Consider the following 24,306-nt stretch of genomic DNA (forward strand, 5'->3'; position numbering starts at 1 on the left):
CGATAATCCATGAGAATCCTTCCGCCTCTCTATGAAACCCTGCGCTTTCTGCTGTTAGACCTGCAAAAACAGCTGCAGCTGCTGTCTGACGCCCTGGAAAATCAGGAACCGGGATTGCTCGACAAAAGCCTCGGCCGCGTCGATTATATCGACAATGCCCATTTGACCCTGCTGGAACGCGCCGGCCGCCAGTATGGCCGTCGCACCAATGAGCACAGCGATGCCCAGCAACGCATCGTCATTCAAAGCTACGAACATATCGCCCACAGTCTCAAGGCGCTCTCCGGACAGCTGCAACAGATGGCGCACCAGCTCAAGCATATCGGTTCGCTCAAACTGATCCGCAAAAAGAACGTCTTCAGCGCGCTGCAAGACCTCAACAAAGGGCTGTCGCTGATTACCGCGGCGATTGAAAGCGACAGCCTGACATTAGCGGTCGACATCTGCCGCCTGCAACTGCGCATCGACAAAGCCTGCTCGGCACAGCTCGACAAATACAAAAAACGCCTGCGCCAGGGCATCTCCCCCCCCCAGAGCGACGCCCTGCTGCAAGCCTGCTTTATCCTCAAAGACATCGACCTGATGGGCGATGCGCTGCTGCGCGTCGGCGAAGGCATTATGTCGGCCAACCTCGGCCAGTTCATCCAGATCGACCGTTTCCGCGCGCTCGAAGAGAGCCTGAGCGTGCTCGACGGCATCCGCCGGCAGGATCTCAACATCCACTCGATGGGCGAAACCAAATCCGGCTGCACCATTTCCGGCGTCAGCGCCTCCAGCGAAAGCGAAGACCGCATACTGGCTATTTTCAAACAGGGCAAGAAAACCAAACTGCAGGAAGAGAAAGCCCGTATTGAAAAATGGCACCAGAAATATCCGGGCATAGCGCCGGAGGTTTACGCCTACCAGAAACAGGGCGACAAAGCCGCCCTGCTGTATGAATACCTGACCGGCCAGACCTTCAATAAACTGTTGCTGGCAAAACAGAGCAAACCCCTCAAAAAAGGGCTCGATGCCCTGTTCGCCACACTCAACAAAATCTGGGAACAGACTGCCATTGACGAAGTGCATCCGGCACACTTTATGAAGCAGCTGCAAAGACGTCTGCCGCAGGTTTACGAAGTCCACCCCGATTTCCAGCTCAAGGGCCTGAAAATCGGCAATGTCAAACAGGTTTCGCTGGAAACCTTGGTGGAAGAGGCGCAAAAATTTGAAAAGCGCCTGCAGGTGCCCAAGGCCGTCTATATTCACGGCGATTTCAACACCGACAATATCCTCTACGATCCGCTGGAAGAGCAGATCAGCTTTATCGACCTGCACCGTTCCGAATACCTCGATTACGTGCAGGATTTATCGGTGTTGATGGTCTCTTTCTACCGCATCGCCAATTTCGATCCGACGGTACGCAAACGCATCGTCCAGGCCATGCAAGCCAGTTATGCGTTTGCCACCGAATATGCCGCGAAAATCGACGACCGCGACGTTGAACTGCGTCTGGCATTGGGCCTGGCGCGCTCGCTGATCACCTCGACGCGTTTCGTGCTCGATAAAGAACATGCCAAATCGATGCACTTCAAAGGCCGTCTGCTGATCGAACAGTTACTGCAGCTCTCGGACGACGAGCTTCACCACTATAAGATTCCCAAGGAACTCTTCCATGACTAAGCTCAAAATCGGGGTGGTCGGCATTCCCGGCAAATGGTCCACCGAGGTGCTTGCCGACGAGATCGAACAGCGCACCGGTTTCCGTCTGGTCATCGACATCGAACAGGTCGTCGCCGACCTCAGCAAACCCGAAGTGCTCTACCGGGGACAATGCCTGTGCAAGCTGGACGCGATTGTCATCAAGAAAATCTCCCAGACCTATAGCCCGGCGGTATTGGACAGGCTGGAAATATTGCGTTTTGTGGAATGCTGCGGCGTCAGAATCTTCTCCAACCCGGCGGAAATCATGCGCCTGGTGGACCGCATGAGCTGCACCGTGTCGCTCGCCAAAGCAGGCATTCCGATGCCCGCCACCCTGATTACCGAAAACCACCAGGCCGCTTATGAGGCCGTGCAACGTTTTGGCGAAGCCATTCTCAAACCGCTTTTTTCCACCAAGGCGCGCGGCATGCAGGTGCTTTCCAGCACTCTGCCCGAAAAGAAACTCAAGGCGCTGCTGCAGGCCTACCGCCAGCAACACGGTTTCTACTATGTACAGCAACGCCTCAAATTGCCGGGACAGGATATGGGCCTGATTTTCCTGGGCGGAGAATACCAGGGCGCCTATGCGCGCGTCGGCAACGGCGAAAGCTGGAACACCACCACTGAATCGGGCGGCAAATACGCCAAAGTCACCCCAAGTGACGACATCATCGCCCTGGCACACAAAGCGCAAGCCCAATTCAATTTAAGCTATACTACTGTGGATATTGCCGAAACCGAACAGGGCCCCGTCTGCTTTGAAGTCTCCGCATTCGGGGGATTCAAGGGCGCTCATGAAGGCTTGGGAACCAATATGGCGAGCCGCTATGCGGACTATGTGATTCAACAATTACTAGCCGGAAAATAACTATGTCACTGCTCAAACAGATGCTACTGCTGGAAAAAAGCATGGCCCTGCTGCCCTCGGCCATAGAGCTGAACCTGAGCGCCTATCCTTTGCGTATCTATACCAATTCCCCCGCTCTGATCAACTTTCTCAAAGACTATTTCAGAGGGTGGATCACCAAGGTCAACCGTGACGAACCCTGGCCGAAAGAGCAGAGCATCAAAATCTACCATTCCGACAGCCTCAACGATCTGATTGATGAAGCCGCCTGGACCGACTGGCAGCGGGATGGCGGTAAAACGGGCCGCAAAGAGGCAATATTGGACAGCGTCCTGCCGCAACAGGCGGTGCGCCTGCTTTACAAATACAGAACCGGTCTGGTCTTTTTGCAACCCGCGCCGCAAGCCAGACCCGAAAATGCACAATACAGCCCGCTCGCTTTCGGCGAAATCGAGGCGAACTTTAACCAGGTCATCAACTTTATCCTTACCCAGTACGCCAACCGCAATCTGCGCCATGATTGGCAGCTTATGCACGCCTCGGCAGTGCAGGTCCAGAATAAAGGCATTGCCTTTGCCGGCTTCTCCGGCGGCGGCAAATCGACGCTGATGCTGCAGCTGCTCGAACACGGCCAGCACTTTATCAGCAACGATCGGGTTTTTATCAAACCCAATCCGGAAGGCCGTCTGCTGATGCGCGGTTTGCCCAAACAGCCGCGCGTCAATCCCGGCACGCTTGTCAATAACCGCCATTTAATCAATTTGATCGGTGAGGAAGCCCGCCGCCACTACCTGGCGCTGCCGCAGGAAACGCTGCGCATCCTCGAACAAAAATACGACGTGCCGGTCAATGCACTGTTTGGTGCGGATTGCTATGCGCCAGAAAGCCCGTTGCACGCCCTGTTTGTACTGAACTGGCAGCATGGCAACACCCAGCCGATCCGTATCAATCCAGTCGAGCTGTCGGAGCGTCCCGATCTGCTGCAAGCCATCATGAAATCTCCGGGGCCTTTGTATGCCGAACCGGGCATAGGCTTTTTGCCGAACGGTTACCAGCCTCAACCGGAGCCTTATCTGAAGGCGCTGCATCGTTGCAAGGTGTTCGAGATTGTCGGGCGGGTGGATTTTGGCGCGGCAGAACACGCCATTCTCAAGCTGATTCCCGGCCTTTAATCCCCAAGTTCAAATAACGCCTTGATATGCTCGCGGGCGCTGAGGCTCAAGGCGGTCAGATCATAACCGCCCTCCAAAACCGACAGGATTCTGCCCTGTGCATGGCGTTCGGCAATGGCAACCAATTGTCGGGTAATCCAGCCATAATCACTCTCATGCAGGCGCAGATTGGCCAACGGGTCCATGGAATGGCCGTCAAAACCGGCGGAAACCAGAATGATTTGCGGCGCAAAAGCCTCCAAAGCGGGAAAGCCCTGCTCCGACCAGGCCTGTTGAAAAACCTCGCTGTTACTGTATTTTTGCAGCGGAATCTTCACCATATTCGGCAGGTCGGATTCGGGATCGGTATAGGGATAGAATGGGAATTCAAAACTCGAACCGAACCAGACGCGCGGTTCGCGGCGCACATAATCTTCCGTGCCGTTACCGTGATGCACGTCGAAATCGACAATCGCGATGCGCTCGTAACCATAGTGCTGCAACGCATAGGCCGCACCGATGGCAATGTTATTGAACAGACAGAACCCCATCGCCCGCTTGTATTCGGCGTGATGCCCCGGCGGTCGCACATTGCAGAACACCCGTTTGGCACGACCATGATGCAGCGCATCAATACCGTCCAATACCGCGCCGACCGCATGCCGCGCCGCCTCCAGACTGTGCGCACACAGATAAACGTCTTCGTCAAACCCGACAATGCCCTTTTCCGGCAAGGCGGCTTCGATAGACTGCAACAGGTCGGGATGATGCACCAGACAGAGTTCCTCGTCGCTGGCGGCACGCGCCTCGGCGTGCATAAACCAATCGAACAGGCCGGCGCTGATGAGTTGGTCCTGAATGCGTCCCAAACGTTCGGCTCTTTCGGGATGATAAACACCATTGTCATGCAAACGACACGCTGAATGCGTAATATAAAGATTCATTGCGTTTATCTCCGCTTCTCTAACGACCATCACAGGAGTTTCGAACCATGGGGCCGCACTATCTATCCAAACTCTTCAATCCGGCCAGCATCGCCGTGTTCGGCGCCAGCGACCGGCCCGATTCCGTGGGTGCCAACGCGCTGCAGAATTTGCTGAAGGGCGGCTATCAAGGCCAACTCTACCCCATCAATCCTAAACACCGCAAAGTACAAAAGCAAGACTGCTATCCTACTCTGTGCGCTCTGCCCGAAGTGCCCGAACTCGCAATCATCGCCACGCCCGCCGCCACCATTCCAGCGATTATCCAGGCTTGCGGCCAAAGAGGCGTGGCCAACGCGATTATCCTCTCCGCCGGTTTTGAAGACGAAAACGGCAAACGCATCCAACAGCAGATGACCGCCAGCGCCCACGCTTACGGCATGCGCCTGCTCGGCCCCAACTCGCTAGGCATTTTGCGTCCCAAAATCGGACTCAACGCCACCTTCAGCAAAAATCAGGCGCGTCCCGGCCATCTCGCATTGATCTCGCAGTCAGGCGCACTGTGCACCGCCGTACTCGACTGGGCGGAAGCCAACGATGTCGGCTTCTCGCTGGTCGTGTCCAGCGGTGACGCCGCCGATCTCGATTTCGGCGAAATCCTCGATTTTCTCGCCACCGACAACCAGACCCACAGCATTCTGCTCTATATCGAAGGCATTGCCGATGCACGCCGCTTTATGAGCGGGCTGAAAACCGCCGCACGCATGAAGCCGGTCATACTGCTTAAATCCGGGCGTTTGCCTGCGGGCAGCCGCGCCGCGCTATCGCACAGCGGCGCGCTGATCGGTTCCGACGATGTCTTCAACAGCGCCATCGAACGCGCCGGCGCCATCCGCGCCTTCACCATTTTCCAGCTGTTCGCAGCAGCCAAAACGCTTTCCAACGGCATCCATCTCAAAAGCAACCGCCTGGCCATTGTCACCAACGGCGGCGGGCCGGGCGTAATGGCCACCGACCGCGCCGCCGAACTCGGCATCGAACTGCCGCAGCCGACGCCGCAAACTCTTGAGAAACTGAACGCGACCCTGCCCAAACACTGGTCGCACGGCAATCCGGTCGATGTGCTCGGCGATGCCTCTTCCGAGCGCTATCTGAGCGCTGTTGAAGCCTGCCAGAACGACCCGCAGTTCGATGCGATTCTGGTGCTGCTCACGCCGCAGGCCATGACCCATCCGTTAACAGTGGCGCAGGCGCTGGCCGATTTTGTGCAAAACACGCCGCACTGCAAACCTATTTTCACCGCCTGGCTCGGCGAGAGCCTGGTGGCCAAGGCACGCGCCTATTTCAGCGCCCATAAAATACCCACCTTCCATACGCCCGAAGCGGCGGTGGAAGCCTTTGCCTTCCTGTCGGCCTATCATCAAAACCAGCAGCTGTTGATGCAGGTGCCCGCCACCGGCGAGCAACCCTGCATTCAAGCGGATATTGCAGGCGCACGCACGCTGATTCAAAGTGCCATCGGCGAACAGCGTGCGTTTTTAAGCAGCACCGAAACGCGGGCGGTACTGCACGCCTTTGGCATCCCCATCACCCCGTCCATTGAAGCCAGCAACGCCCAGCAGGCCATGGTGGCGGCCGAATCGCTCGGCTTTCCGGTCAGCATCAAAATCAACTCGCCCAACCTCACCCACAAGTCGGACGTCGGCGGCGTGCGCCTTAACCTCAACAGCGTGCAGGAGGTCCGCCAGGCGTTCACCCAGATGGTCGGCCATGTCCAGCAGATACAGCCGGAGGCCAAAATTCTCGGCGTCACCGTCGAACCCATGTACCACGCCCCTTTTGCGCGCGAACTGCTGGTGGGCGTGGCGCGTGACCCGGTCTTCGGCCCGGCGATCACCTTCGGCAGCGGCGGAACCGAGGTAGAGGTGCTGCAAGACCGCAGTATCGCCCTGCCGCCACTGAACGATTTCATTGCACGCCGCATGATCGCCCGCACCAAAGTCGCGAAGATGCTCGGTAATTTCCGCGGCCGCCCGGCGGTGAATGAAGATGCAATTGTCGAAGTGCTGCTGCGCATTTCCGATATGGTGGCGCAACTGCCGGAGATTACCGAGCTTGACATCAACCCGCTGTTTGCCGACGAGCACGGCGTCATGGCGGTCGATGCACGTATCCGCGTGCAGATGCCCGACATTCGCGCCCTGCCCTATCAGCACATGGCCATCCACCCTTACCCGGCGGAATTGCGCAAGCAAGTACAGACCAAAACCGGCTTGGCGATCACCATCCGTCCGATCCGCCCGGAAGACGCCAAGATGGAGATGGATTTCATTGCCAACCTGTCGGAGCGCAGCCGTTATCTGCGTTTTATGAACCATCTGCAAACCCTCACGCCGCAGATGCTGTCGCGCTTCACGCAGATCGACTACGACCGCGAAATGGCGTTTATCGCCACCACCGAGGATGCCAACCAGCAGACCATTGAAATCGCGGTGACGCGCTACACCACCAACCCCGACGGTGTCTCCTGCGAAATGGCGATTGTGGTGCGCGACGACTACCAGCATCAGGGCGTGGCGGCTTTGCTGCTGCAAAGCCTGATCAGCCATGCCAAATCCAAGGGGTTAAGACGCATGGAGGGCGAGGTGCTCAGTGAGAATGTGGAAATGCTGAGTCTGGCGAGAAGCTTCGGCTTCAAGCTGACGCCTTTGGAGGATGATCCGCAGATCACCGCCATCAGCCTGCCGCTCATTCCGAGTCACCCGGGTTAATCTCATTTGGCGGCCTGCAGACCCGGCCTGTTGAGTTTTTTTGGCGGTTTTTAATGGGAATGACGCGCCGGGAAGATCAAGAGAGGTGTACTGCCGCTCGCCGGTAAAATGGCCACCTCAACATCCATTACCGTCAGCAGATTGGCTTGCGTCAACATGGCCTGGGTGTCGCCCTGCGCCATGACTTCACCCTGTTTGAGCAGCAGCACCTCGTCGGCCCACTGCGCCACCTGATTGAGGTCGTGCAAAATCATGACCACGCCGAGGCCTTTGGCGGCCAGCTGTTTGAGCAGACAGCCGATCTGCACCTGATGCTTCAGATCCAGACCGTCCGACCACTCGTCCAGAAACAGCCACTTTCCGGCAAACGCCGCATCATTCTGCCAATCGTCCGGCCAGATCTGCGCCAACACGCGTGCCAGCTGCGCCCGCTTCTGCTCGCCGCCGGACAAGGTCAAAATATTGCGCTGCGCCAGCGCCTGCAAATCGCACAACTCCAGCAGCACCTGCAAACGTGACTGCCGCTGTTCAAAACGGCCGCCGGCCACTTCCAGCCCCAATTCAATCAGCTGGGTCACGCTAAAGGAAAATGCCAGTTCCTGCTGCTGGGAGAGCACCGCGCGGCGTTGCGCCAGTTCGGCAAACGACCAATCCCGCAAAGCACGCTGCTGCAGACTGATCTGCCCCGCTTGCGGCGTCAACTCCTTGCTCAGGCAACGCAACAAGGTGGTTTTGCCCGCACCGTTCTGGCCGACGATTGCATGGATACATCCGCCGCTAAACTCGCCGCATACGCCTTTGAGCAGCGACTGGCCTTGCGCTTCAAAAACGACATGGTCAAAACGCAGTGTACTGGGAACGCGGCTCGTCATCTTCACGCTCCGCGACGCTTCAGCAACAGGCTTAAAAAGAAAGGCCCGCCGATCAGCGCCATCAACAGACCGATCGGCAGTTCGGCCGGTGCCATCCAACTGCGTGCCAGCCAATCGGCCAAGACCAGCAACAGCGCGCCGCCCAAGGCGCTCAACGGAATCAGCTGGCGATGATCCGGCCCGAGCCACAGTCGCACCATATGCGGCACCATCAACCCCACAAAACCGATCACGCCGACCCACGCCACCGCCGAACCGACCAGCAACGCGCTTAAGCCCATGATCTGCCACTTCAACGGCTGCACCGCATAACCCATTTGCAGACAGGCCGCCTCGCCAAGCAACAGGGCGTTCATGGAACGCCGCAGCCACACCAGCCGCGCCATCACCAACAGCGCCGCACCGCCCAGCCACAAGACCGCCGTCCAGGACGCGGCGGAAAACGAGCCCATCATCCAGAACATCACCGAACGCAGCTGCGCATCGGTGGAAATCGTAATCAACAGGCCGGTCAAGGCACCGGCCACCGCATTCAGCGCCACCCCTGCCAACAACATCAGCGCCACATCGGTATGGCCGTTGCGCGTGGCAATCAGGTAGATCAGCAAGGTGGCGATGGCTGCGGCGACAAACGCCGCCAGACTCATCTGCCAACCGCTGACACTGCCCCACAAAAGTCCGCCCAACACAATCACCATGACCGCACCCAGCGCGGCGCTGCTGGAAACGCCTATCAATCCCGGCTCGGCCAAAGGGTTGCGGAACAGCGCCTGCAAGGCCACGCCCGACACCGCCAAACCGGCACCGACCAGCGCCGTCATCAGCAGACGCGGCAGGCGGATTTCCCACAACACCAGACTCTGCTGGGCATTCAAACCCTGCCACCAATCGCTGATGCCAATCGCCAGACTGCCCGACTGCAGGCTCAAAAACATCGCGGTCAGCAACGCCGCTGCCAGTAGCGTAAAGGGCACGCGCAAACGCCGCGTCAAACCGCAGCCCCCTGCTTTTTAGCCAGATAGCGCGGATTCAGCACCGAGACGACCACCCCGTTCCATATCACCACAAACCACAGCACATAAAGCCACAGCAGAAACAGCGGCACTGCCGCAAACGCGCCGTAAATAAGGTTGTAGGACGGGAACCACTGCACGTAGAAACCGAAGCCGCTTTTGAGCAGTTCGAGCTGAATGGTCGCCATCAACCCGCCAATCAGAGCGGCTTTGCTGCTCACCGGATGCGCCGGCACAAATTTATACAGTGCGGCAAAACCGAGTAATGAAAAGGCAAACGGCAAAATGCGCACGCCAAAGGTCAATTGCTCCAGAAACGGAAAGGCCTCGCTCAACAGCGGCAACGCCAGCAGATAGGAACTGGTCAGCAGACTCAGCCCCAGCAGAATCGGCCCGAGCAGACTCACCCCCAGATAGTGCAACAGGCTCACCCACCAGCGACGACGACGTCCTTCAGGCCAAAGATCATTAAGTTTCTGATCCACTTTCCACAGCAACATCACCGTGGTGAACAGCATCACCGCCAGCCCCGGCCCTTGCAAATTGACCGCCTGTTGCGAAAACGTCATCAAATAGGATTCGATAATCGGATGGGACGACGGCATCAGATTGTGCACCACCTGATCCATCACCAGCGCCTCGAAATCGGCAAACCACGGCGAAACCGAAAACAGACTGAGCATCACCGCCAGCATCGGCACAATCCCCAGCAGGGAGGTATAGGCGAGAATGCCGACCGCATCGGTGCCCTGACGCTGCTGGAAACGCACAATCACGCGTTTCCAGAAAGTCCAGTGCCAAACCGGAGAGTCGCTCCATTCGCTCTGTGTGGGGGAAACCTGCGTCTCGTTTGTCATAGTCCTCTCTGCACAAAACCGGGTTGAAACATCGCGCCGCGACAACGGCAATCAAAGGGCAATCAAAGGGTATGAGTCGTGCCCATCGCGCTTTATAATACCCGATTGATGGCGGTTTCGCCCGGCAAGCAAACCGCGAATAGACTAGAATGTGGATTTTTTCCAAGCGGCGTGATGCCGGTTACGGCAAACCCTAAGTTTTCCGCAAAAAAAATCGTTTTCAAAAACTGAACAGGCCGGGTAAGAAGCCTCCTACCCGGCCTGTTGAGTTTTTAAAACCCGGTTTTGAGCAATTACGATCGCTGCAAGCCCTGCTCCACCTGCTGGCGCACGCCGCTTCCCTTGAGTTTTTCAATCAAGGTCAAGGCAAAGTCCATTGCCGTTCCCGGCCCTTTGGAGGTGATAATCCTGTCGTCCACCACCACCGCCTGGTTCAGGTAGGTCATGCCTTCCGCCGGCGCACGGTCGATCACGCCGGGGTAACTGGTCGCCTGGCGGTTATCGAGCAAACCGGCCGTGACCAGCACTTGTGGCGCCGCACAAATCGCGCCCACATAACCACCCGCGGCGGCGGTTGTTTGCAGTAACCGGATAATGCGCTCGTCCTCTTGCAAATAATCCGCCCCCGGCAAACCGCCGGGCAGTACCACCAGATCAAAAGCCTGATTGAGCACCGCATCCAAGGTGGTTTGCGCCACCAACTGCACGCCGCGACTGGCGGTAATGACGCGCTCGCTATCCAAACTGGCAGTCACGACCTCAATGCCGGCACGCACCAGCAGGTCGATAATGGTGACCGCCTCCAGTTCTTCGCAACCCTGCGCCAAAGGAACCAATACTTTTGCCATCTTGCACCTCACAAAATCTAAACAAAAAAGCCACTGTGAAGTGGCTTTGAAAAGGTTTGCAAATTACTTTTGCATCTGCTGGGTCAGCGCCATGGTTTTGAGGACACGGAACGCTTCGTTCAGCTCGTAATCTTTTTCCAGCAGCTTGGCAATGTCTTCATCGGCGGAGGCTTGTTTGGATTCGCCGTTTTTATCCGCCTTGTCTTTACCGTTGCCGTTGCCGTTTTCCAAGTGGCCGGAGAGGTCTTTCTCTTTGACATTCATAAAGTCGGAGGTATCGACCTTTTCAATCTTGGCCAAATCCACCTGAATGTCCGGCTTGATGCCTTCGGCCTGAATGGAGCGTCCTAGCGGCGTGTAATAACGCGCCGTGGTAACCTTAATAGCCGCGCCGTTATTCAGCGGCAACAAGGTCTGCACCGAACCTTTACCGAAACTGGTGCGTCCGACAATAATGGCGCGTTTCTGATCCTGCAAGGCGCCGGAAACGATTTCGGATGCCGAAGCGGAGCCTTCGTTAATCAATACCACCATCGGCTTGCCTTCCAAAACGTCGCCCTTTTCGGCTTCAAAACGCATTTTGGAGTTTTTGATGCGTCCTTCGGTGTAAACAATCAAACCGTCGTTCAAGAAGGCATCCGAAACCTGTACGGCCGCCGTCAAGACCCCGCCGGGGTTATTACGCAAATCCAAAACTAGACCGTTAATCGGGGCTTTGTTAAGCTCGTCCAGTTTCTGGATGGCCTCAAGCAAATCCTGGCCGGTACGCACCTGGAACTGGCTGATACGCACATAGCCGATGCCGTCTTTCAACATCTTCTGTTTGACGCTCTTGACCTTGATGACCGCGCGCGTAATCGTCAGGTTGATGGGGGCATCCGCGCCCTTGCGCACAATCGTCAATTTCAACTTGGTGCCCGGCTTGCCGCGCATAATATCGACCGCTTCGCTCAGGGTTTTGCCTTTGACCGGCTCATCCCCCAGCTTGATAATCAAGTCGCCGGCTTTGACCCCGGCTTTTTCGGCCGGGGTGTCGTCGATCGGGGAGATGACTTTGACAAAACCGTCTTCCATGCCGACTTCCATCCCCAAACCGCCAAACTCGCCTTTGGTATGCTCTTCCATCTCTTCGAAACTTTTAGGCGGCAGGTACGCCGAATGCGGGTCCAGGCTCGACAACATGCCGCTGATGGCGCCTTCCAGCAGCTTCTTGTCGTCGACCTCTTCCACATAATCGCTGGAAACACGCTCGAACACTTCGGCAAAGGCACGCAACTCCTGCAACGGCAAGGAGACTTTTTCCTGCGCAGCCGGCTCAGGAGTCTGTTCCTGAACACCTTTATCGGCCATCACTGTCGAGGCCAGGACCACCAGCGCACCCAAAAATGCGCCGCTTACCATCCATGTTGCTTTGCTATATGCCGTTTTACTCACCTGTGACTCCTGTACGGTTTTTTTCATGTTTCTAACATGAAAGCGGGACAAACGCCAGGTTTATCCCCATAATAATTTAGGCCATTATAAATGAACTTTACGTGACATAGTCTGCGCTTTTCATTAAAATCAACGCATTAACCCTACAGAATATAGTTATAAAATGAAATGGTGAAATTAATGCCGGACGCCAAACCCTATGAGATGAAAGAAGAGAACATCAACAAAGCCTCTAAAGCACTCAAAGCCATGGGACATCCGCTGAGACTGAAAATCTTGTGTGTTATCGGCGAGCAGGAACTGCCGGTGATGGACATCGTTTCCAAAGTCGGTACGACGCAGAGCAATATCTCGCAACATATCGACATTCTGCGCGAAAAAGAGATTATTACCTCGCGTCGTGAGGGCAGTAAAATTCTCTGTAAAGTGCGCGACCCCAATATCTTGAAACTGATGGAGGCCATGCAGGCCACCTTCTGTCCGGTCAACTAAAACGACTCTCCATCGTCTTCAATGAAAACAGCCGGCGTTTGCCGGCTGTTTTATTTTCGTTACTGGGCTAACCCTGCAGATTCAACCTTAAATCAAACTGCGAGCGTGCCGCTTGCAACACACCCAAGGCATTTTCGCTGTCCGCGTTTACCGCGATGCTTCGGGAACGGTCGCTGCCGTCGTCTATGCCATCCAGCGCACCCTGCGTTTGCACCCCGTTCTGTTCTGCTGAATTCTCCGTCGCTGTGGTTTGGCCCGTTTGAGCGCTTTCGCGGTTTTGCTGCGCGATTTCGATGCGCGCCTGCGCTGCCATCTGCATGGCCAACCCGGCCACCTTCAAGTCTTGCGAAGAGGGTTCGGCGGGCGCCAAAGCCGCCCTTTGAATAATCATCGCCTTTTGCAAAGTCGCTTGCGGATCGCCGGGCACGGCGGAAGTGTCGATACCGACCTCGCCGCCAATCGCGTAACGCTTACCGTCGGGGCCGGTTTGGTAGACAAAAGAAGCGCCGCTGGTGGCAAATCCGCCGGCCGCCGCCAAATGCGCCATTTCATGCGCTTTGACTTCGCTATCGCGCGCCTTTAACTGATTGATAACCTGCTGAACCTGGGCATCATCCTGCTGAGCTTGCTGTTTGGACGGCTGGCGATCCTGGGACGCTTCCTGGAACGCTTCCTGAGAGGGCTTTTGTGGCGTTGAAGTGGATGCTACCTCGGCCGGTTTTCCCTGCGCCGGGATTATGACCGGCCGCGCGGCCTGAGTTTCCAAAGAGACAGCGTCGCGCCCGGCCGGTTGCACGGCCGTCGGCAAATGCACAGTGGGAAGGGAGGATGCAATCGACAACATCAATATGCCTCAAACAATCAAAAAAGGACTGATTCAATAATAATTAAATTCTATCACACCTAAAAAAGTCTTCTAATTCATAAAATTAGAACACACATAAGTCATTATTATGCCAACGGCATCGCTCCATCGGCTCAACTTTTTTAGTGGTTTTATCTATTTCATTGCTAAAATCGGATAGGCCCCCATTTTAAAGCACCCAACTGGCAAAAAGGCGATGCAGGCAAAACTCAACCAAGCCGTTAAAATATTCAACGAAACCAAGGTACCCAGCCTGCCCGAAGAAGTGCTCCTTCTTCAGGAAGAGCTTCATAAAAAGTACCCTAACACCGTTACCATCGCCAATTTGATCGCACATAACGCGGAGTTACTTGGGGATTTCCTGACACTGGTCAACACCAACGTGACCAGTGAAAAAAGCGAAATCAAGGACGCCAAGGCCGCCGTCAACGTACTGGGACTTGACGAAATATACAACCTCTTTGTTTCCAGCTGCCTGACCCGCCTACTCTCGCAAAACAGCAGCGAAAAATCCGTTGTGCTGCATGGTGCCCAGGCAGGCTTGGCGGCGGCGGAATTGGCATTCTGGGTGTATGATGTTTCGCGCTCCGAGGCCTATATGGCGGGACTCATGCAGAACGTGGGGGCCATCTATCTGGCGCGTTTCTTCAATCAGGATTACGAAGAGGTATTTGAACGATTCCTTGCCAATCCCATTTCGACACTCGACAAGGAAGAGAAGCGCTTCGGCACCTCGCATGTGTATTTGGGCACTTACATTTCAAAAAAATGGAATTTCAATCCCGATGTTTACAAAGCGATTCTGCTGCACCACGACACCGCTTTCCTGCTCAAAACGGTACAGGACCAGAAGGTACGCCATCTAACGGCGCTGATTATGGTCGCCAATTTTGTGGTCGCCCAGGCAAACGGCGAACAGTATCTGACACAAGAGTTAAAGGAGTATCGCGACCTAGGCCTGAAGGCGCTTGACCTGCCTGAGAATGCCATCAAAGCCGCAACGGCGGCCGTTTCCAAATGGGGAAGTTCATTAGGTGCTGCACCCGGAGGACACTAAGCCATGCGAAAATTCAATCACCTCACCGCGCTGCAGCACCTCCTGAGCCTGGATACGACCATCTTCAAAGAAGAATTGTATTATCCGTGGTATATCCAGACGCATTACATCAAGATTATCACGGCTTCATGGTCTGTATTGGCCACTGCCGTCGGCGCCACCCTGTGGCTGACAACCAAACTGAACGCTCTTTCCATCTGCATGGCTATCGCCGCCATCAGCCTGCTACTGGGCGCCTTGTTTTTTGCCACCGTCAAACAACTGCGGAGTTCGGCGCGCAATCAGGCCGTATCCGCCATGATGAGACTCGAGAAGAAAGAGTTCATGCGCCATTTGGAACCTTTTGTACCGGATGACCGCAAACACATTGCCCAGCGCATTGTCACCGACCTTGACTTCACTCCCAAGGAATATATCTCCGTCACCGTCGCCACGCAAAACCGCATCCTGCATAACACCGACTCTTTTATCAAAGACATCGAACGCATGTTCAAGGAGAAACAGCTGTCGCTGTTTGAGTTTGATGACATGGCCTTCAGCGATACCGTTTTCGCCGTGACCCCCAAGGCGCGCGAGAAATATGCAAAGCTCAAAAACGCCTCCACATTCCATGATGATTTTTCAATTTCCGAACAAACCAAAACCGCGATTATGATGAAAATAAAAGAAGCCGCAAACCGCGCTGCATTGGGGCGTGAAGGCATGAAGCTCAAATAGCGGAAACCGCTCTGTTGGCATAATCAAAGCCAGCCGGAGCAAATGCAACTGCCAAAGAACCGTAGTGTTTTCTTTAATTTGATAATGGTGGGCCCTCACGGACTTGAACCGTGGACCTAACGATTATGAGTTTCTTTTTTAACTAATCCATACACCCCAGAAGCTACGCGTAAAAACATCACTACCCATTGAATTTAAAGCGTTTTCATTACTTTAACGCAGATATACCAATATAGATTGAAATGTATTAAAATGCTTTTAATCTGGTACATAGGCGGTACATAAAAAAATGGAAGGCGAAAACAAGTTCAGTTTCACCATCAAACGATTGGACGAAATCACCAAGAAGGGAACCTATTACGACACCCATAGGGATGCCAACGGCCTTGCATACTTTTTGCAGACCGAAGGAGGTAAAGGCTCTTTTATCGTTCGCAGCCGGATCAACAATAACCGGGTAAACATCACTATTGGAAAATTCCCGAATGTCACGATTGAGCAGGCAAGAAAAGCAGCACGCCAAATTCAGACAGACCTCTCCAATGGAATAAATCCAAACGACAAAAAGCGATTCGAGCGCACCAAGCAATCAACACTTGCCCAAATGTATGAACGCTACCTGACTATTCGCAAGCTGAAGCCAACCACTGTATCCGGTTATCACCAATCATTCAGAAACGTACTCGCACCACTGGCCGACATTGAAATGACAGCCATCACCTACGACAAGGTTTTGCGAACTCACCAGGATTACACCAAGCGCAGCCCGGCAGAAGCCGACCGAGCCATGCGATTGCTCAAAGCTATATTCAACGTGGCCATGGACGAAATACGCGATCTAGACGGCCGCCCCCTGATCTTGGAAAATCCGGTAAAGAAGCTGGGTAAGAACAAACACTTCACCACGCTGGAGCGCAAGACGCGAAAACTGGAATCAGACCAGCTGCGCCCGTTCCTTGAGACCGTCGAAGCCATGACCAAGGATAAGCGCCGCGTGTACCAGACTGGCGCCGATCTGCTCTTGGTTCTGCTCTATCACGGCACACGTTTCACCGAAACCGCGTCAATCAAATGGGACCAGGTAGAAATGAAGTACAAGCGCTTCTACCTGACCGAAACAAAGAACGGCCGCCGGCTGTGGCTCCCCATGACAACGGAAACCGAGAAGGTATTCAAACGCAGAAAGGCATTATCCACCGGGAGCGAGTACGTGTTCCCGAGCGCCACCGACGATAGCAGGCGTATTTCTGACGTTAAGAAGGCGCTCAAATACCTACTCGAAGAAACCGGCATTCTTATCACCCCCCATGACCTGCGCCGTACCTTCAACGCTACTGGTACGGGGCTTGGCATATCCCCCTACATTCTCAAACAGCTGGTAAACCATGCCCAAAGCAAAACGGACGTAACCGAGGGATACAACACACTTAACGCCGACGACCTGCGAGAGCATAGCCAGCGAATCACCGATGCCATTTTGCAGAAGGCCGGAAGAAGCGTATCCAATAGCGACGACGCCCTGCTCCAACTGATCGGCCAGTTAAGCGATGACGAAAAGCGCCGCCTGATCTTCAAGCTAAGCAACCAGTCAGCAAGCAATGGGTAAATCACAACACAACCGCCACCATTGTTTGAAAATTAAAAAATAAACATAGAGCAAAAACCAAAAACGCAGGGATGCTACCCACGTAAACCACCTTAAAGTCCATAAAATGGAGAATGAACCATGAAAGCAGAAATCAAAGAATCAATCGTGTTAAACCGCAATACTCGCGTTTATGAAGTAACAACTGATAAATATTATCCAGATATCCGACTAGGTAACCGCATAGTAGTCAATGAGAGCATTCTCCCAAAAGAATTAGACGTGATTTTATTCAAAAATCATAATGGCGCGTTTGAATTTATCGACTATGAAAACCTTAGCTCAAAAAGCCAAAATAAGGAATTTGTCGGCGTAATTGAAGCCATCTATTTCCCGCACGCTTCGTGCGCACCTACCGCAACCCATACAATTTGATCCAAACAGAACCGGCACCGCCTATCCCGACGGGGAGAAAAGCGGATTATCCACCCGCCTGACGGTGCCGCCCCCATTTAATTGTGGATAAGACGGGAGTCTTATTTATGAACCTTGATACCCCAATACCTCCAGGGGAGGTGTCTTTAGAGTTTCTGGCATACCGCTGGAACATACCAATACATTTGGCCCCAGAATCATTTTGCCAGTACATTCATTACGGGTTAAAGGTAAGCGCGTTTTTTGAGGATTTCGCCATCAATGAAGAAGTTATCAGACATGAAGTTCCATCAGGAGGACGTTATTATTTTGGTGTTAATACTAAAGATCTGGACTGCCTATTTAATTATGAAACCTTAATGTGGGAATCCCAATTACTTGGAGACGATTACTCCGATGATCACAAAAAATTTGCGAACCTGATTTCATTACCCCAGTACTGGAATGATCGTGCTGTACGAATTCTAGACTGCAAACCAGCACAAGACAAAGACGGAAACTATGGACTATCAGTTTCAAGGATAGGAATTTTCATACAGCCGCCACATCAAATTGAAGACTATGGCCCACCAGATCATATCCACGAGTTTGTTATTGTTGAACCCGAAACGACCGATAGATTAATCCCTAGTAGCGAAAACGAAGCCATCTATTACAAGGTCAAGAACACTTTCTATCCGATCAAAAAACTGTTCGTTTCAGAGAGCAAACTACTGGAATTTGAAAAATGGTATTTCAATCTAGATCATTGCCATAATGATGACACTCATGAAACAGCGATCACAATCCATGATCTATACCCTAGCATTCCAACAACACAAACAGATGGCGTCGCCTACATCGTGCCCATACTGGACAAGTTCATTCATGACAACCAAGCAGAGCCAAAGCCTTCACAGCTATGGCGCTACCTGGTAGATCACATCCAAAAAACAGGTGACTTCAAAATAGCAGGAAAAGGAAAAGACGAGTCCATAATGCATTTTGGCAGCGCAAGACAATACACGAAAAAGAATCTTGATGACGCAATTAGAAGATGGAAAAAACCGAAATAATCCCGTAAAAAAGCCGTTTTAAACCGCTTTATTCGTTTTTACCGGCAAATTCAAAACCACCCCCTAAAGTTATTTCCAAGCATTGCAGATGCTTCTATTTAGATGCAATTACTTGGAGATAACACCATGACGCAACAAAACACACTAATCCCCCCTGACGAAACCGCAAAGCAACTGGGCGTAACCATTGGCACCCTTGCCACTTGGCGCAACACCGGCCGCAATAATCTGCCTTTCGTGAAGATCGGCCGCAAGGTGATGTATCGCCAATCCGACATTGAAAGCTGGATTGCCAAGCACACGTTTAATCACACCAACCAGGCTGTAGCGCAATGATGACCCATCAAGAACACATGCAGGCCAATGGCTTCGACCAAGCGCCAGCACTTCGCGGTGGAAAATGGACACGCTTCCCGGCTCCGGGCAAATCTTCCAGCAACCGGTCAGCCTGGGCGATTATGTCAGGCGATGGCGTCGTCAACTATGGCGACTGGACAACAGGAGAGCAATACACCTACTTCCCTGAAAACAGCGCGCCAATGACCGCTGCTGAAAAACGCCAACTGGACGCAAAAATAAAGGAAGAACGCGCCAAGGCCGAACACGAAAAACTCAAACGCGAACAAACCGCCGCCAAGCGTGCGCAAGCGATCTACACAGGTAAGCAGTTAAGACCGGCAACAATTAGCCATCCCTACCTGCAAAGCCGAGCCATTAAATCCCATAACACGCTATGCGGTTCGGTAATGGATTTCGACAACGCACTGGTACTGCCGATCTATGGCTCTACGCATCCATTCATGGGGGTGATTCAGTCGTTACAGTTCATCCAGCCTGACGGCTCCAAGTGGTTTATGTCAGGCGGACGCAAGGCTGGCGGGTATTGCATGATTGAGGCGCGATCTATCGACCACTGGGTTATCTGTGAGGGCTTCGCCACAGGTGCAACCTTGGCAGAGAATTACACACCGGACGCCAGCGTGATCTGCGCCTTTGATGCTGGAAACCTTCTAGCGGTCGCCAAGTTCCTGCGCAACACCTACCCCCATGCCCACATCGTTATAGCCGGTGACAACGATCACCAGACCGAAAAGGAAAAAGGCATTAACGCCGGGCGCGACAAAGCCATTGCGGCTGCTCAAGCCGTGGACGGAGTGGTATCCATTCCCGCGTTTTCAGAGGATGAAGACGGCAGCGATTGGAACGACCGCTATCGGCTTGACCATAACGAGGTAGCACATGGACGAAACACCTAACAATAAACCAAAAGCCGGCAGCGTTGTGGACGCAAAGGCGCAATTTGAGAAGGCCACCAAACGCCCGCCGGAAAACGATGAGCAAATTTTGAAACGCCTGGCCGCACTATCCGATCTGGATTATGAGCGTTGCCGAGACGCCGAGGCCGAAAAGCTTGGCGTGCGCGTATCGATGCTTGACAAGATGGTTAAGGCAGAACGCTACGGCGGCAATGAAGTTACCGTTGTGGAATCACTGGAGCCTTGGCACGAGGCCGTTGATCTAAATATGGTTCTAACGTCGCTGGAAGGTGAAATCACCAGGTACGCCATCCTTCCAACCGGTGCAGCCACGGCGATTGCCTTGTGGATTGCCGGTGCCTATGCCATTAACGAGTTCCGAATTTTTCCGAAGCTGATCGTCCATAGCCCGGAGAAACGCTGCGGCAAATCGACGGTACTCGATCTGGTGGAGTCATTCAGTCCACGCGCCCTGTTTGCTTCAAGCATTTCACAGGCGGCAATCTACCGGACGATAGAAGCCTACCAGCCGACACTGATTATCGATGAAGCCGACACCTTTGTGGCAAACCGAAACGACGAAATGATCGGCATTATCAACAGTGGCCACGCGAAGAACCGCGCCTTTGTGGTGCGTTCGGAAGGCGACAACAACACGCCGACCAAGTTCAGTACATGGGCGCCTATGGTACTTGCATCGATTAAGCAGCTACAAGGAACCATTATGGACCGTGGCGTGTGTGTGGAACTACGTCGCAAGATGAACCACGAAACCACCCAGCGGGTGCCGGCGAATCTAGCGGAACTGCATAAGGCTTACCGGCAGATGCTGGCGCGGTGGAGTGAAGACAACAAGCAAGCGGTAAGGGATAACCAGATGGAACCGCCGCACGCTGGCAATGATCGAGCGGTGGATAACTGGATACCCCTTTTTACGATGGCATACCGAGCCGGTGGAGATTGGCCAAGTAAGGTGCAGACAGCCTACACATTATTAACCAATCAGGAAGAAGAACCAACCCCGCAGATCATGCTGCTATCGGATATTCGGACGATATTCAAAACCCACAAGGGCGAAAAGATACCGTCTAAAGAGCTGGTGGACGAGCTTCTTAAACTGGAAGAGCGGCCTTGGCGCGAATGGAGAAAGGGCAACCCCATGACGCAGAACAGCCTGGCTAAGTTATTGGGTGCCTTCAAGATCAACTCAAAGGACATTCGGTATTTCAGCAACGTATGCAAAGGGTACGAGAAACACGCCTTTGGCGATGCCTTTAATAGATACCTTCCTCCTGATACCGATATTTAAAGCGCTACACCGCTACAACCCGCGCCAACAAAGGGATAGAGCCATTTTAAAGCCGCAACACCAAGGGGCAACAGTTGCGTTTCAAAACTGGCTGAAACCCGCATGAATAAAGGCGTGTAGCGGTGTAGCGGTTCAAAACACACTATCCGCAAACGGATACATATAGATAAGGAAAATGAGCTATGGCATGGATTACCACCAAAGCAACCTTGGCCAAAGCGCCAAATCAGATTCAAACCAAGACCGGCACACCAATGGTCACAGGCTTTTGTTTTGCCAGACTGGGGGGCGACTGCTCGGACCTGCCGCTGGCGATTGTGGCGTTCGGAAGTATCGCCGAGGAACTGCTGCAATATGACAAGGGTCAGACCGTGCAGATCAGCGGCGACTTGAAGATACACACCTACACCAATAACCAGCAGCAACCGGTGGAGCAGATACAGGTCACACTCGACACACTGGCCGGTGGCAAGAACTCAAAGCCGGTACGTCATGGTGAAAGCCAACAACGCCGCCAGCAATCAAGCAACGGCCAAGCAAATAACGGCAGTTCGTCAGCACATCAAGGACAGCACCAGGCTCCAGCAATCAGCAATGCACAAAACCAATATCAAGGCGATATGGGATTCCAGCAGCGCCCTAATCAACCCGCGCCACAAATCGGTCAACCAATGGGCGCTGGCCACTTTACCGACGACGACATTAACTTCTAACGGTGGACGATATGGACTTAAACGACATGGACAACCGCATGGCCAACGATGCGCTCTGGAATGACGAACAAGGCTCAAAGCAAAACGCGCAGGCCAGATATGACGACGAACAGGATTACGGCGATTGGCTCTACCACCAGCGCAAAGAAGACGAACTGACAAAGGAGCATGACGATGACAGCACAGCAGCCGCGAACTGAACCAATGATGCAGCAGGAACGCAACAACCCCATGCAAGGCACCGTCGCCGCGATCAGCCCGTCCATCCGCCTAAAGGTGCGTCAGATGCTCAAGCGCGAACCGTGGATAGCAGCGATTGTCTGCGAGAGACTGGCAATACCATGCAACGACGATACCGAAGACGCAGCACGCTTTACCAGTCTGAAAACCCTGATCGATACCGAACTTGAGGCAACCGCACCATGACAGAGAGAACGCACCAACAAGCACCGACGCCGGACACCATGGCGATCTGGAGCAAAGTACAAAAGACGGACCCGGCACATACCCACCAGGTGAACCAGCGCGGCGGGTACACGGCCATCGACCCAACCTATCAGCTGCGGGAAGCCACCAAACTCTGGGGGCCATACGGCAGCAACTGGGGATTGCGCAATATCGAATACGACTATGGCCTGATTGATAGGCAGCTTGGCTTGGTACTGGTTCACGCCGAGTTCCACTTCCCTGGCGGCAGCTTCCCGATCAGCAATGCCATATCGCCGACGATGGGCAAGAGTGGCGCGGCTGACGCAGACTTTGCCAAGAAGCTGGAAACCAACACCTTGAGCAAGGCGCTGTCAAAGCTTGGCTTTAACGCCGACGTATTCATGGGCCAGTTTGAAGATACCGAGTACCTACAACACCGGCAGCAGGAAGCGGCACTCGACAAGGCCGTTAACCGTACTGAGGAAGAGGCCAAGCAGCAGCAAGCCTATGAAACCGAAATGCAGACCATTTTGAAGCAGATGCGTGAATCCATATCCGAATCGATGCTCAAAGGGCTATTCACTTCGGCGGTGCGCAAAGCCCAGTACCGCAAGGACGACAAGATGATGATTCAGCTAACTAAGATCAAAGACCAACGCAAAGCAGAACTCGAACAGATGGAGAACGCACAATGACCGCACTATATGAAATGACCGGCGACATGCTGGAGCTTCAAAACCTTATGGACGCTATCGAACAAACCGAAGACGGCGGCGGCGACGAAAGCACCATGCTAGCAATCCGCGACACACTCGAAGGCATGGCCCTGCAATTCAATGACAAGGCCGTGGCTATCGTGAAGTTTGCCCAGGCACTCGACGGCGACACGAGTGCAATCGACGCGGAAATCAAGCGTCTGCAAGAGCGCAAACGAATCATCAATAACCGCCGCGACAACCTGCGCGAGTACCTGCGTTACAACATGGAAGCCAGCGGCATTACCAAGATCGACTGCCCGCTCTTCTCGATTACCTTGGCCAAGGGGGTGGACCGCGTGCAGATCGACGACGAAGCTGCACTGCCGGACGAATACGTGAGAGTGAAGACCGATATCGCACCGGACAAAACAGCCATCGCCAAGGCGCTAAAGAACGGTCAAGCGGTGCCCGGTGCGCAGCTGGTCAAAGGCCCTTTAAGTCTGCGGGTGAAATGATGCTGGCCAGTTATCAGATCACACTGCCATGGGCGCCGTCGGCAAACACCTACTACCGACGCGCCGGCCAGCATATCCACCTAAGCCTAAAAGGCCGCCAGTTCAAAGCAGCGGTCGCCCAAGTCTTGCAGGCTCAAGGATTGCACCGGGAGAGGATTAGCCACCGCCTGCGGGTGCGCATTGAGCTCTACCCTCCCAACCGGCGTAAGTTCGACATCGACAACCGGATAAAGCCGCTACTCGATGCACTGCAACACGGCGGGCTATTCGTGGACGACGAGCAGATCGACCGGCTGGCCGTGGCACGCGGCGACATAGACCCGGAACGTGCCGGCTACTGCTTGGTGTCGATTGACGGATACTGATTTCTGATTCTACTGGTGATAGGCGTTGAACCTGTCACCAACACCATTAAAATCAATAACTTACAAACCATTCACCACAAAATCGCCACACTCAAAAAATTCAATTTTCATACCAATTACACGTTGTTTTATTGCAACAAAACGCTATATCAATACTCGCAATGTTCGCCGCCTGGCGCCTTAACTCCAGTTACAGCAAGACACCATACCCAAGGGGTGGGTCGAAAGTTGGCACGATTCTTTTCCTAGACCACATCCCCCCCAACGTAGACTCGCCGGCCAAATTTTTAGGGGGGGGTATACCTAGAAACGGTATGAAAAAATATCCCAGACCATTTTTTTTAAAGGGGGAGGGTAATATCGAAGGGTCCTTTCAAAATAATCCGATCGCATACGGGCACAAAGGGCGCGGGTTA

At 53.8% G+C, this 24,306-nt stretch carries 26 protein-coding genes; 19 read left to right on the forward strand and 7 right to left on the reverse strand.

Annotation, left to right across the window (positions count from 1 at the left end; all coding sequences use genetic code 11):
* Nucleotides 1–9 precede the first annotated feature (9 nt).
* Genes HZ297_RS05825 through HZ297_RS05835 form a run of 3 tightly spaced genes read left to right on the forward strand, consistent with a single transcriptional unit; the run spans nucleotide 10 to nucleotide 3,702 of the window.
* Complete coding sequence (locus HZ297_RS05825; protein ID WP_178862066.1) at nucleotides 10–1,662, forward strand: aminoglycoside phosphotransferase family protein; 1,653 nt, start codon at nucleotides 10–12, stop codon at nucleotides 1,660–1,662.
* Nucleotides 1,655–2,551, forward strand: a complete 897-nt coding sequence (locus tag HZ297_RS05830; protein ID WP_178862067.1) for a GAK system ATP-grasp enzyme — start codon at nucleotides 1,655–1,657, stop codon at nucleotides 2,549–2,551. The genes HZ297_RS05825 and HZ297_RS05830 overlap by 8 nt, the downstream gene beginning before the upstream one ends.
* Before the next feature lie 2 nt (nucleotides 2,552–2,553).
* Nucleotides 2,554–3,702 (forward strand): HprK-related kinase B, encoded by a 1,149-nt coding sequence (locus HZ297_RS05835; RefSeq protein WP_178862068.1) that lies wholly within the window; start codon nucleotides 2,554–2,556, stop codon nucleotides 3,700–3,702.
* Here the strand turns inward: HZ297_RS05835 and HZ297_RS05840 are convergent.
* On the reverse strand, nucleotides 3,699–4,625 hold the full coding sequence (locus HZ297_RS05840) for a histone deacetylase family protein (RefSeq protein ID WP_178862069.1): 927 nt from the start codon (nucleotides 4,623–4,625) through the stop codon (nucleotides 3,699–3,701). The two genes, HZ297_RS05835 and HZ297_RS05840, sit on opposite strands and share 4 nt — an antisense overlap.
* Nucleotides 4,626–4,672: 47 nt before the next feature.
* Here HZ297_RS05840 and HZ297_RS05845 point away from each other — a divergent pair, with 47 nt between their 5' ends.
* Nucleotides 4,673–7,375: a bifunctional acetate--CoA ligase family protein/GNAT family N-acetyltransferase gene (locus tag HZ297_RS05845; RefSeq protein ID WP_178862070.1), complete on the forward strand. Its 2,703-nt coding sequence runs from the start codon at nucleotides 4,673–4,675 to the stop codon at nucleotides 7,373–7,375.
* Nucleotides 7,376–7,425: 50 nt separating this feature from the next.
* Here the strand turns inward: HZ297_RS05845 and HZ297_RS05850 are convergent, their stop codons facing one another.
* The 5 genes from HZ297_RS05850 to HZ297_RS05870 form a co-directional block, all read right to left on the reverse strand.
* Nucleotides 7,426–8,247 carry an ATP-binding cassette domain-containing protein gene (locus HZ297_RS05850; protein ID WP_178862071.1) on the reverse strand — a complete coding sequence of 274 codons (822 nt, stop codon included), beginning with the start codon at nucleotides 8,245–8,247 and terminating at the stop codon, nucleotides 7,426–7,428.
* A gap of 2 nt (nucleotides 8,248–8,249) precedes the next feature.
* A complete protein-coding gene (locus HZ297_RS05855; protein ID WP_343034769.1) occupies nucleotides 8,250–9,221 on the reverse strand; it encodes a FecCD family ABC transporter permease in 972 nt (323 codons plus the stop codon).
* Between the two features lie 14 nt (nucleotides 9,222–9,235).
* Complete coding sequence (locus HZ297_RS05860) at nucleotides 9,236–10,117, reverse strand: YihY family inner membrane protein (RefSeq protein WP_178862072.1); 882 nt, start codon at nucleotides 10,115–10,117, stop codon at nucleotides 9,236–9,238.
* A gap of 293 nt (nucleotides 10,118–10,410) precedes the next feature.
* A complete protein-coding gene (locus tag HZ297_RS05865; protein WP_178862073.1) occupies nucleotides 10,411–10,965 on the reverse strand; it encodes a DJ-1 family glyoxalase III in 555 nt (184 codons plus the stop codon).
* Nucleotides 10,966–11,028: 63 nt separating this feature from the next.
* On the reverse strand, nucleotides 11,029–12,366 hold the full coding sequence (locus HZ297_RS05870) for a S41 family peptidase (protein ID WP_178862254.1): 1,338 nt from the start codon (nucleotides 12,364–12,366) through the stop codon (nucleotides 11,029–11,031).
* A 213-nt stretch (nucleotides 12,367–12,579) separates the two neighbouring features.
* Here HZ297_RS05870 and HZ297_RS05875 point away from each other — a divergent pair, with 213 nt between their 5' ends.
* On the forward strand, nucleotides 12,580–12,891 hold the full coding sequence (locus HZ297_RS05875) for an ArsR/SmtB family transcription factor (protein ID WP_178862074.1): 312 nt from the start codon (nucleotides 12,580–12,582) through the stop codon (nucleotides 12,889–12,891).
* A 67-nt stretch (nucleotides 12,892–12,958) separates the two neighbouring features.
* Here the strand turns inward: HZ297_RS05875 and HZ297_RS05880 are convergent, their stop codons facing one another.
* On the reverse strand, nucleotides 12,959–13,735 hold the full coding sequence (locus HZ297_RS05880; protein ID WP_178862075.1) for a putative metalloprotease CJM1_0395 family protein: 777 nt from the start codon (nucleotides 13,733–13,735) through the stop codon (nucleotides 12,959–12,961).
* A gap of 217 nt (nucleotides 13,736–13,952) precedes the next feature.
* Here HZ297_RS05880 and HZ297_RS05885 point away from each other — a divergent pair, with 217 nt between their 5' ends.
* The 14 genes from HZ297_RS05885 (at nucleotide 13,953) to HZ297_RS05950 (ending at nucleotide 23,890) form a co-directional block, all read left to right on the forward strand.
* On the forward strand, nucleotides 13,953–14,813 hold the full coding sequence (locus HZ297_RS05885) for an HDOD domain-containing protein (RefSeq protein WP_178862076.1): 861 nt from the start codon (nucleotides 13,953–13,955) through the stop codon (nucleotides 14,811–14,813).
* Nucleotides 14,814–14,816: 3 nt separating this feature from the next.
* On the forward strand, nucleotides 14,817–15,530 hold the full coding sequence (locus HZ297_RS05890; RefSeq protein WP_178862077.1) for a hypothetical protein: 714 nt from the start codon (nucleotides 14,817–14,819) through the stop codon (nucleotides 15,528–15,530).
* Nucleotides 15,531–15,819: 289 nt separating this feature from the next.
* Nucleotides 15,820–17,136, forward strand: coding sequence for a tyrosine-type recombinase/integrase (locus HZ297_RS05895; RefSeq protein ID WP_178862078.1), 1,317 nt, complete (start codon nucleotides 15,820–15,822; stop codon nucleotides 17,134–17,136).
* A gap of 120 nt (nucleotides 17,137–17,256) precedes the next feature.
* Nucleotides 17,257–17,550 (forward strand): hypothetical protein, encoded by a 294-nt coding sequence (locus HZ297_RS05900; protein ID WP_178862079.1) that lies wholly within the window; start codon nucleotides 17,257–17,259, stop codon nucleotides 17,548–17,550.
* A gap of 107 nt (nucleotides 17,551–17,657) precedes the next feature.
* The gene (locus HZ297_RS05905) at nucleotides 17,658–18,605 is read left to right on the forward strand and encodes a hypothetical protein (protein WP_178862080.1); all 948 of its coding nucleotides are present in this window, start codon (nucleotides 17,658–17,660) and stop codon (nucleotides 18,603–18,605) included.
* Nucleotides 18,606–18,731: 126 nt separating this feature from the next.
* Complete coding sequence (locus HZ297_RS05910) at nucleotides 18,732–18,941, forward strand: helix-turn-helix domain-containing protein (RefSeq protein ID WP_218644557.1); 210 nt, start codon at nucleotides 18,732–18,734, stop codon at nucleotides 18,939–18,941.
* Entirely contained in the window at nucleotides 18,938–19,861 is a 924-nt protein-coding gene (locus tag HZ297_RS05915; RefSeq protein ID WP_178862082.1) for a toprim domain-containing protein, read from the forward strand. The genes HZ297_RS05910 and HZ297_RS05915 overlap by 4 nt, the downstream gene beginning before the upstream one ends.
* Entirely contained in the window at nucleotides 19,845–21,170 is a 1,326-nt protein-coding gene (locus tag HZ297_RS05920) for a DUF3631 domain-containing protein (RefSeq protein ID WP_178862083.1), read from the forward strand. The genes HZ297_RS05915 and HZ297_RS05920 overlap by 17 nt, the downstream gene beginning before the upstream one ends.
* A 182-nt stretch (nucleotides 21,171–21,352) precedes the next feature.
* Nucleotides 21,353–21,883, forward strand: a complete 531-nt coding sequence (locus HZ297_RS05925) for a single stranded DNA-binding domain-containing protein (protein WP_178862084.1) — start codon at nucleotides 21,353–21,355, stop codon at nucleotides 21,881–21,883.
* An 11-nt stretch (nucleotides 21,884–21,894) separates the two neighbouring features.
* Nucleotides 21,895–22,083, forward strand: coding sequence for a hypothetical protein (locus HZ297_RS05930; RefSeq protein ID WP_178862085.1), 189 nt, complete (start codon nucleotides 21,895–21,897; stop codon nucleotides 22,081–22,083).
* Nucleotides 22,058–22,309 carry a hypothetical protein gene (locus tag HZ297_RS05935; RefSeq protein ID WP_178862086.1) on the forward strand — a complete coding sequence of 84 codons (252 nt, stop codon included), beginning with the start codon at nucleotides 22,058–22,060 and terminating at the stop codon, nucleotides 22,307–22,309. Before HZ297_RS05930 ends, HZ297_RS05935 begins: the two co-directional genes overlap by 26 nt.
* Nucleotides 22,306–23,007, forward strand: a complete 702-nt coding sequence (locus HZ297_RS05940) for a hypothetical protein (protein ID WP_178862087.1) — start codon at nucleotides 22,306–22,308, stop codon at nucleotides 23,005–23,007. Before HZ297_RS05935 ends, HZ297_RS05940 begins: the two co-directional genes overlap by 4 nt.
* Nucleotides 23,004–23,525 (forward strand): siphovirus Gp157 family protein, encoded by a 522-nt coding sequence (locus HZ297_RS05945; protein WP_178862088.1) that lies wholly within the window; start codon nucleotides 23,004–23,006, stop codon nucleotides 23,523–23,525. The genes HZ297_RS05940 and HZ297_RS05945 overlap by 4 nt, the downstream gene beginning before the upstream one ends.
* On the forward strand, nucleotides 23,525–23,890 hold the full coding sequence (locus tag HZ297_RS05950; protein ID WP_178862089.1) for a RusA family crossover junction endodeoxyribonuclease: 366 nt from the start codon (nucleotides 23,525–23,527) through the stop codon (nucleotides 23,888–23,890). The genes HZ297_RS05945 and HZ297_RS05950 overlap by 1 nt, the downstream gene beginning before the upstream one ends.
* Nucleotides 23,891–24,306 lie beyond the last annotated feature (416 nt).

It is taken from the genome of Thiomicrorhabdus cannonii, assembly GCF_013391695.1.
GTDB lineage: Bacteria > Pseudomonadota > Gammaproteobacteria > Thiomicrospirales > Thiomicrospiraceae > Thiomicrorhabdus > Thiomicrorhabdus cannonii.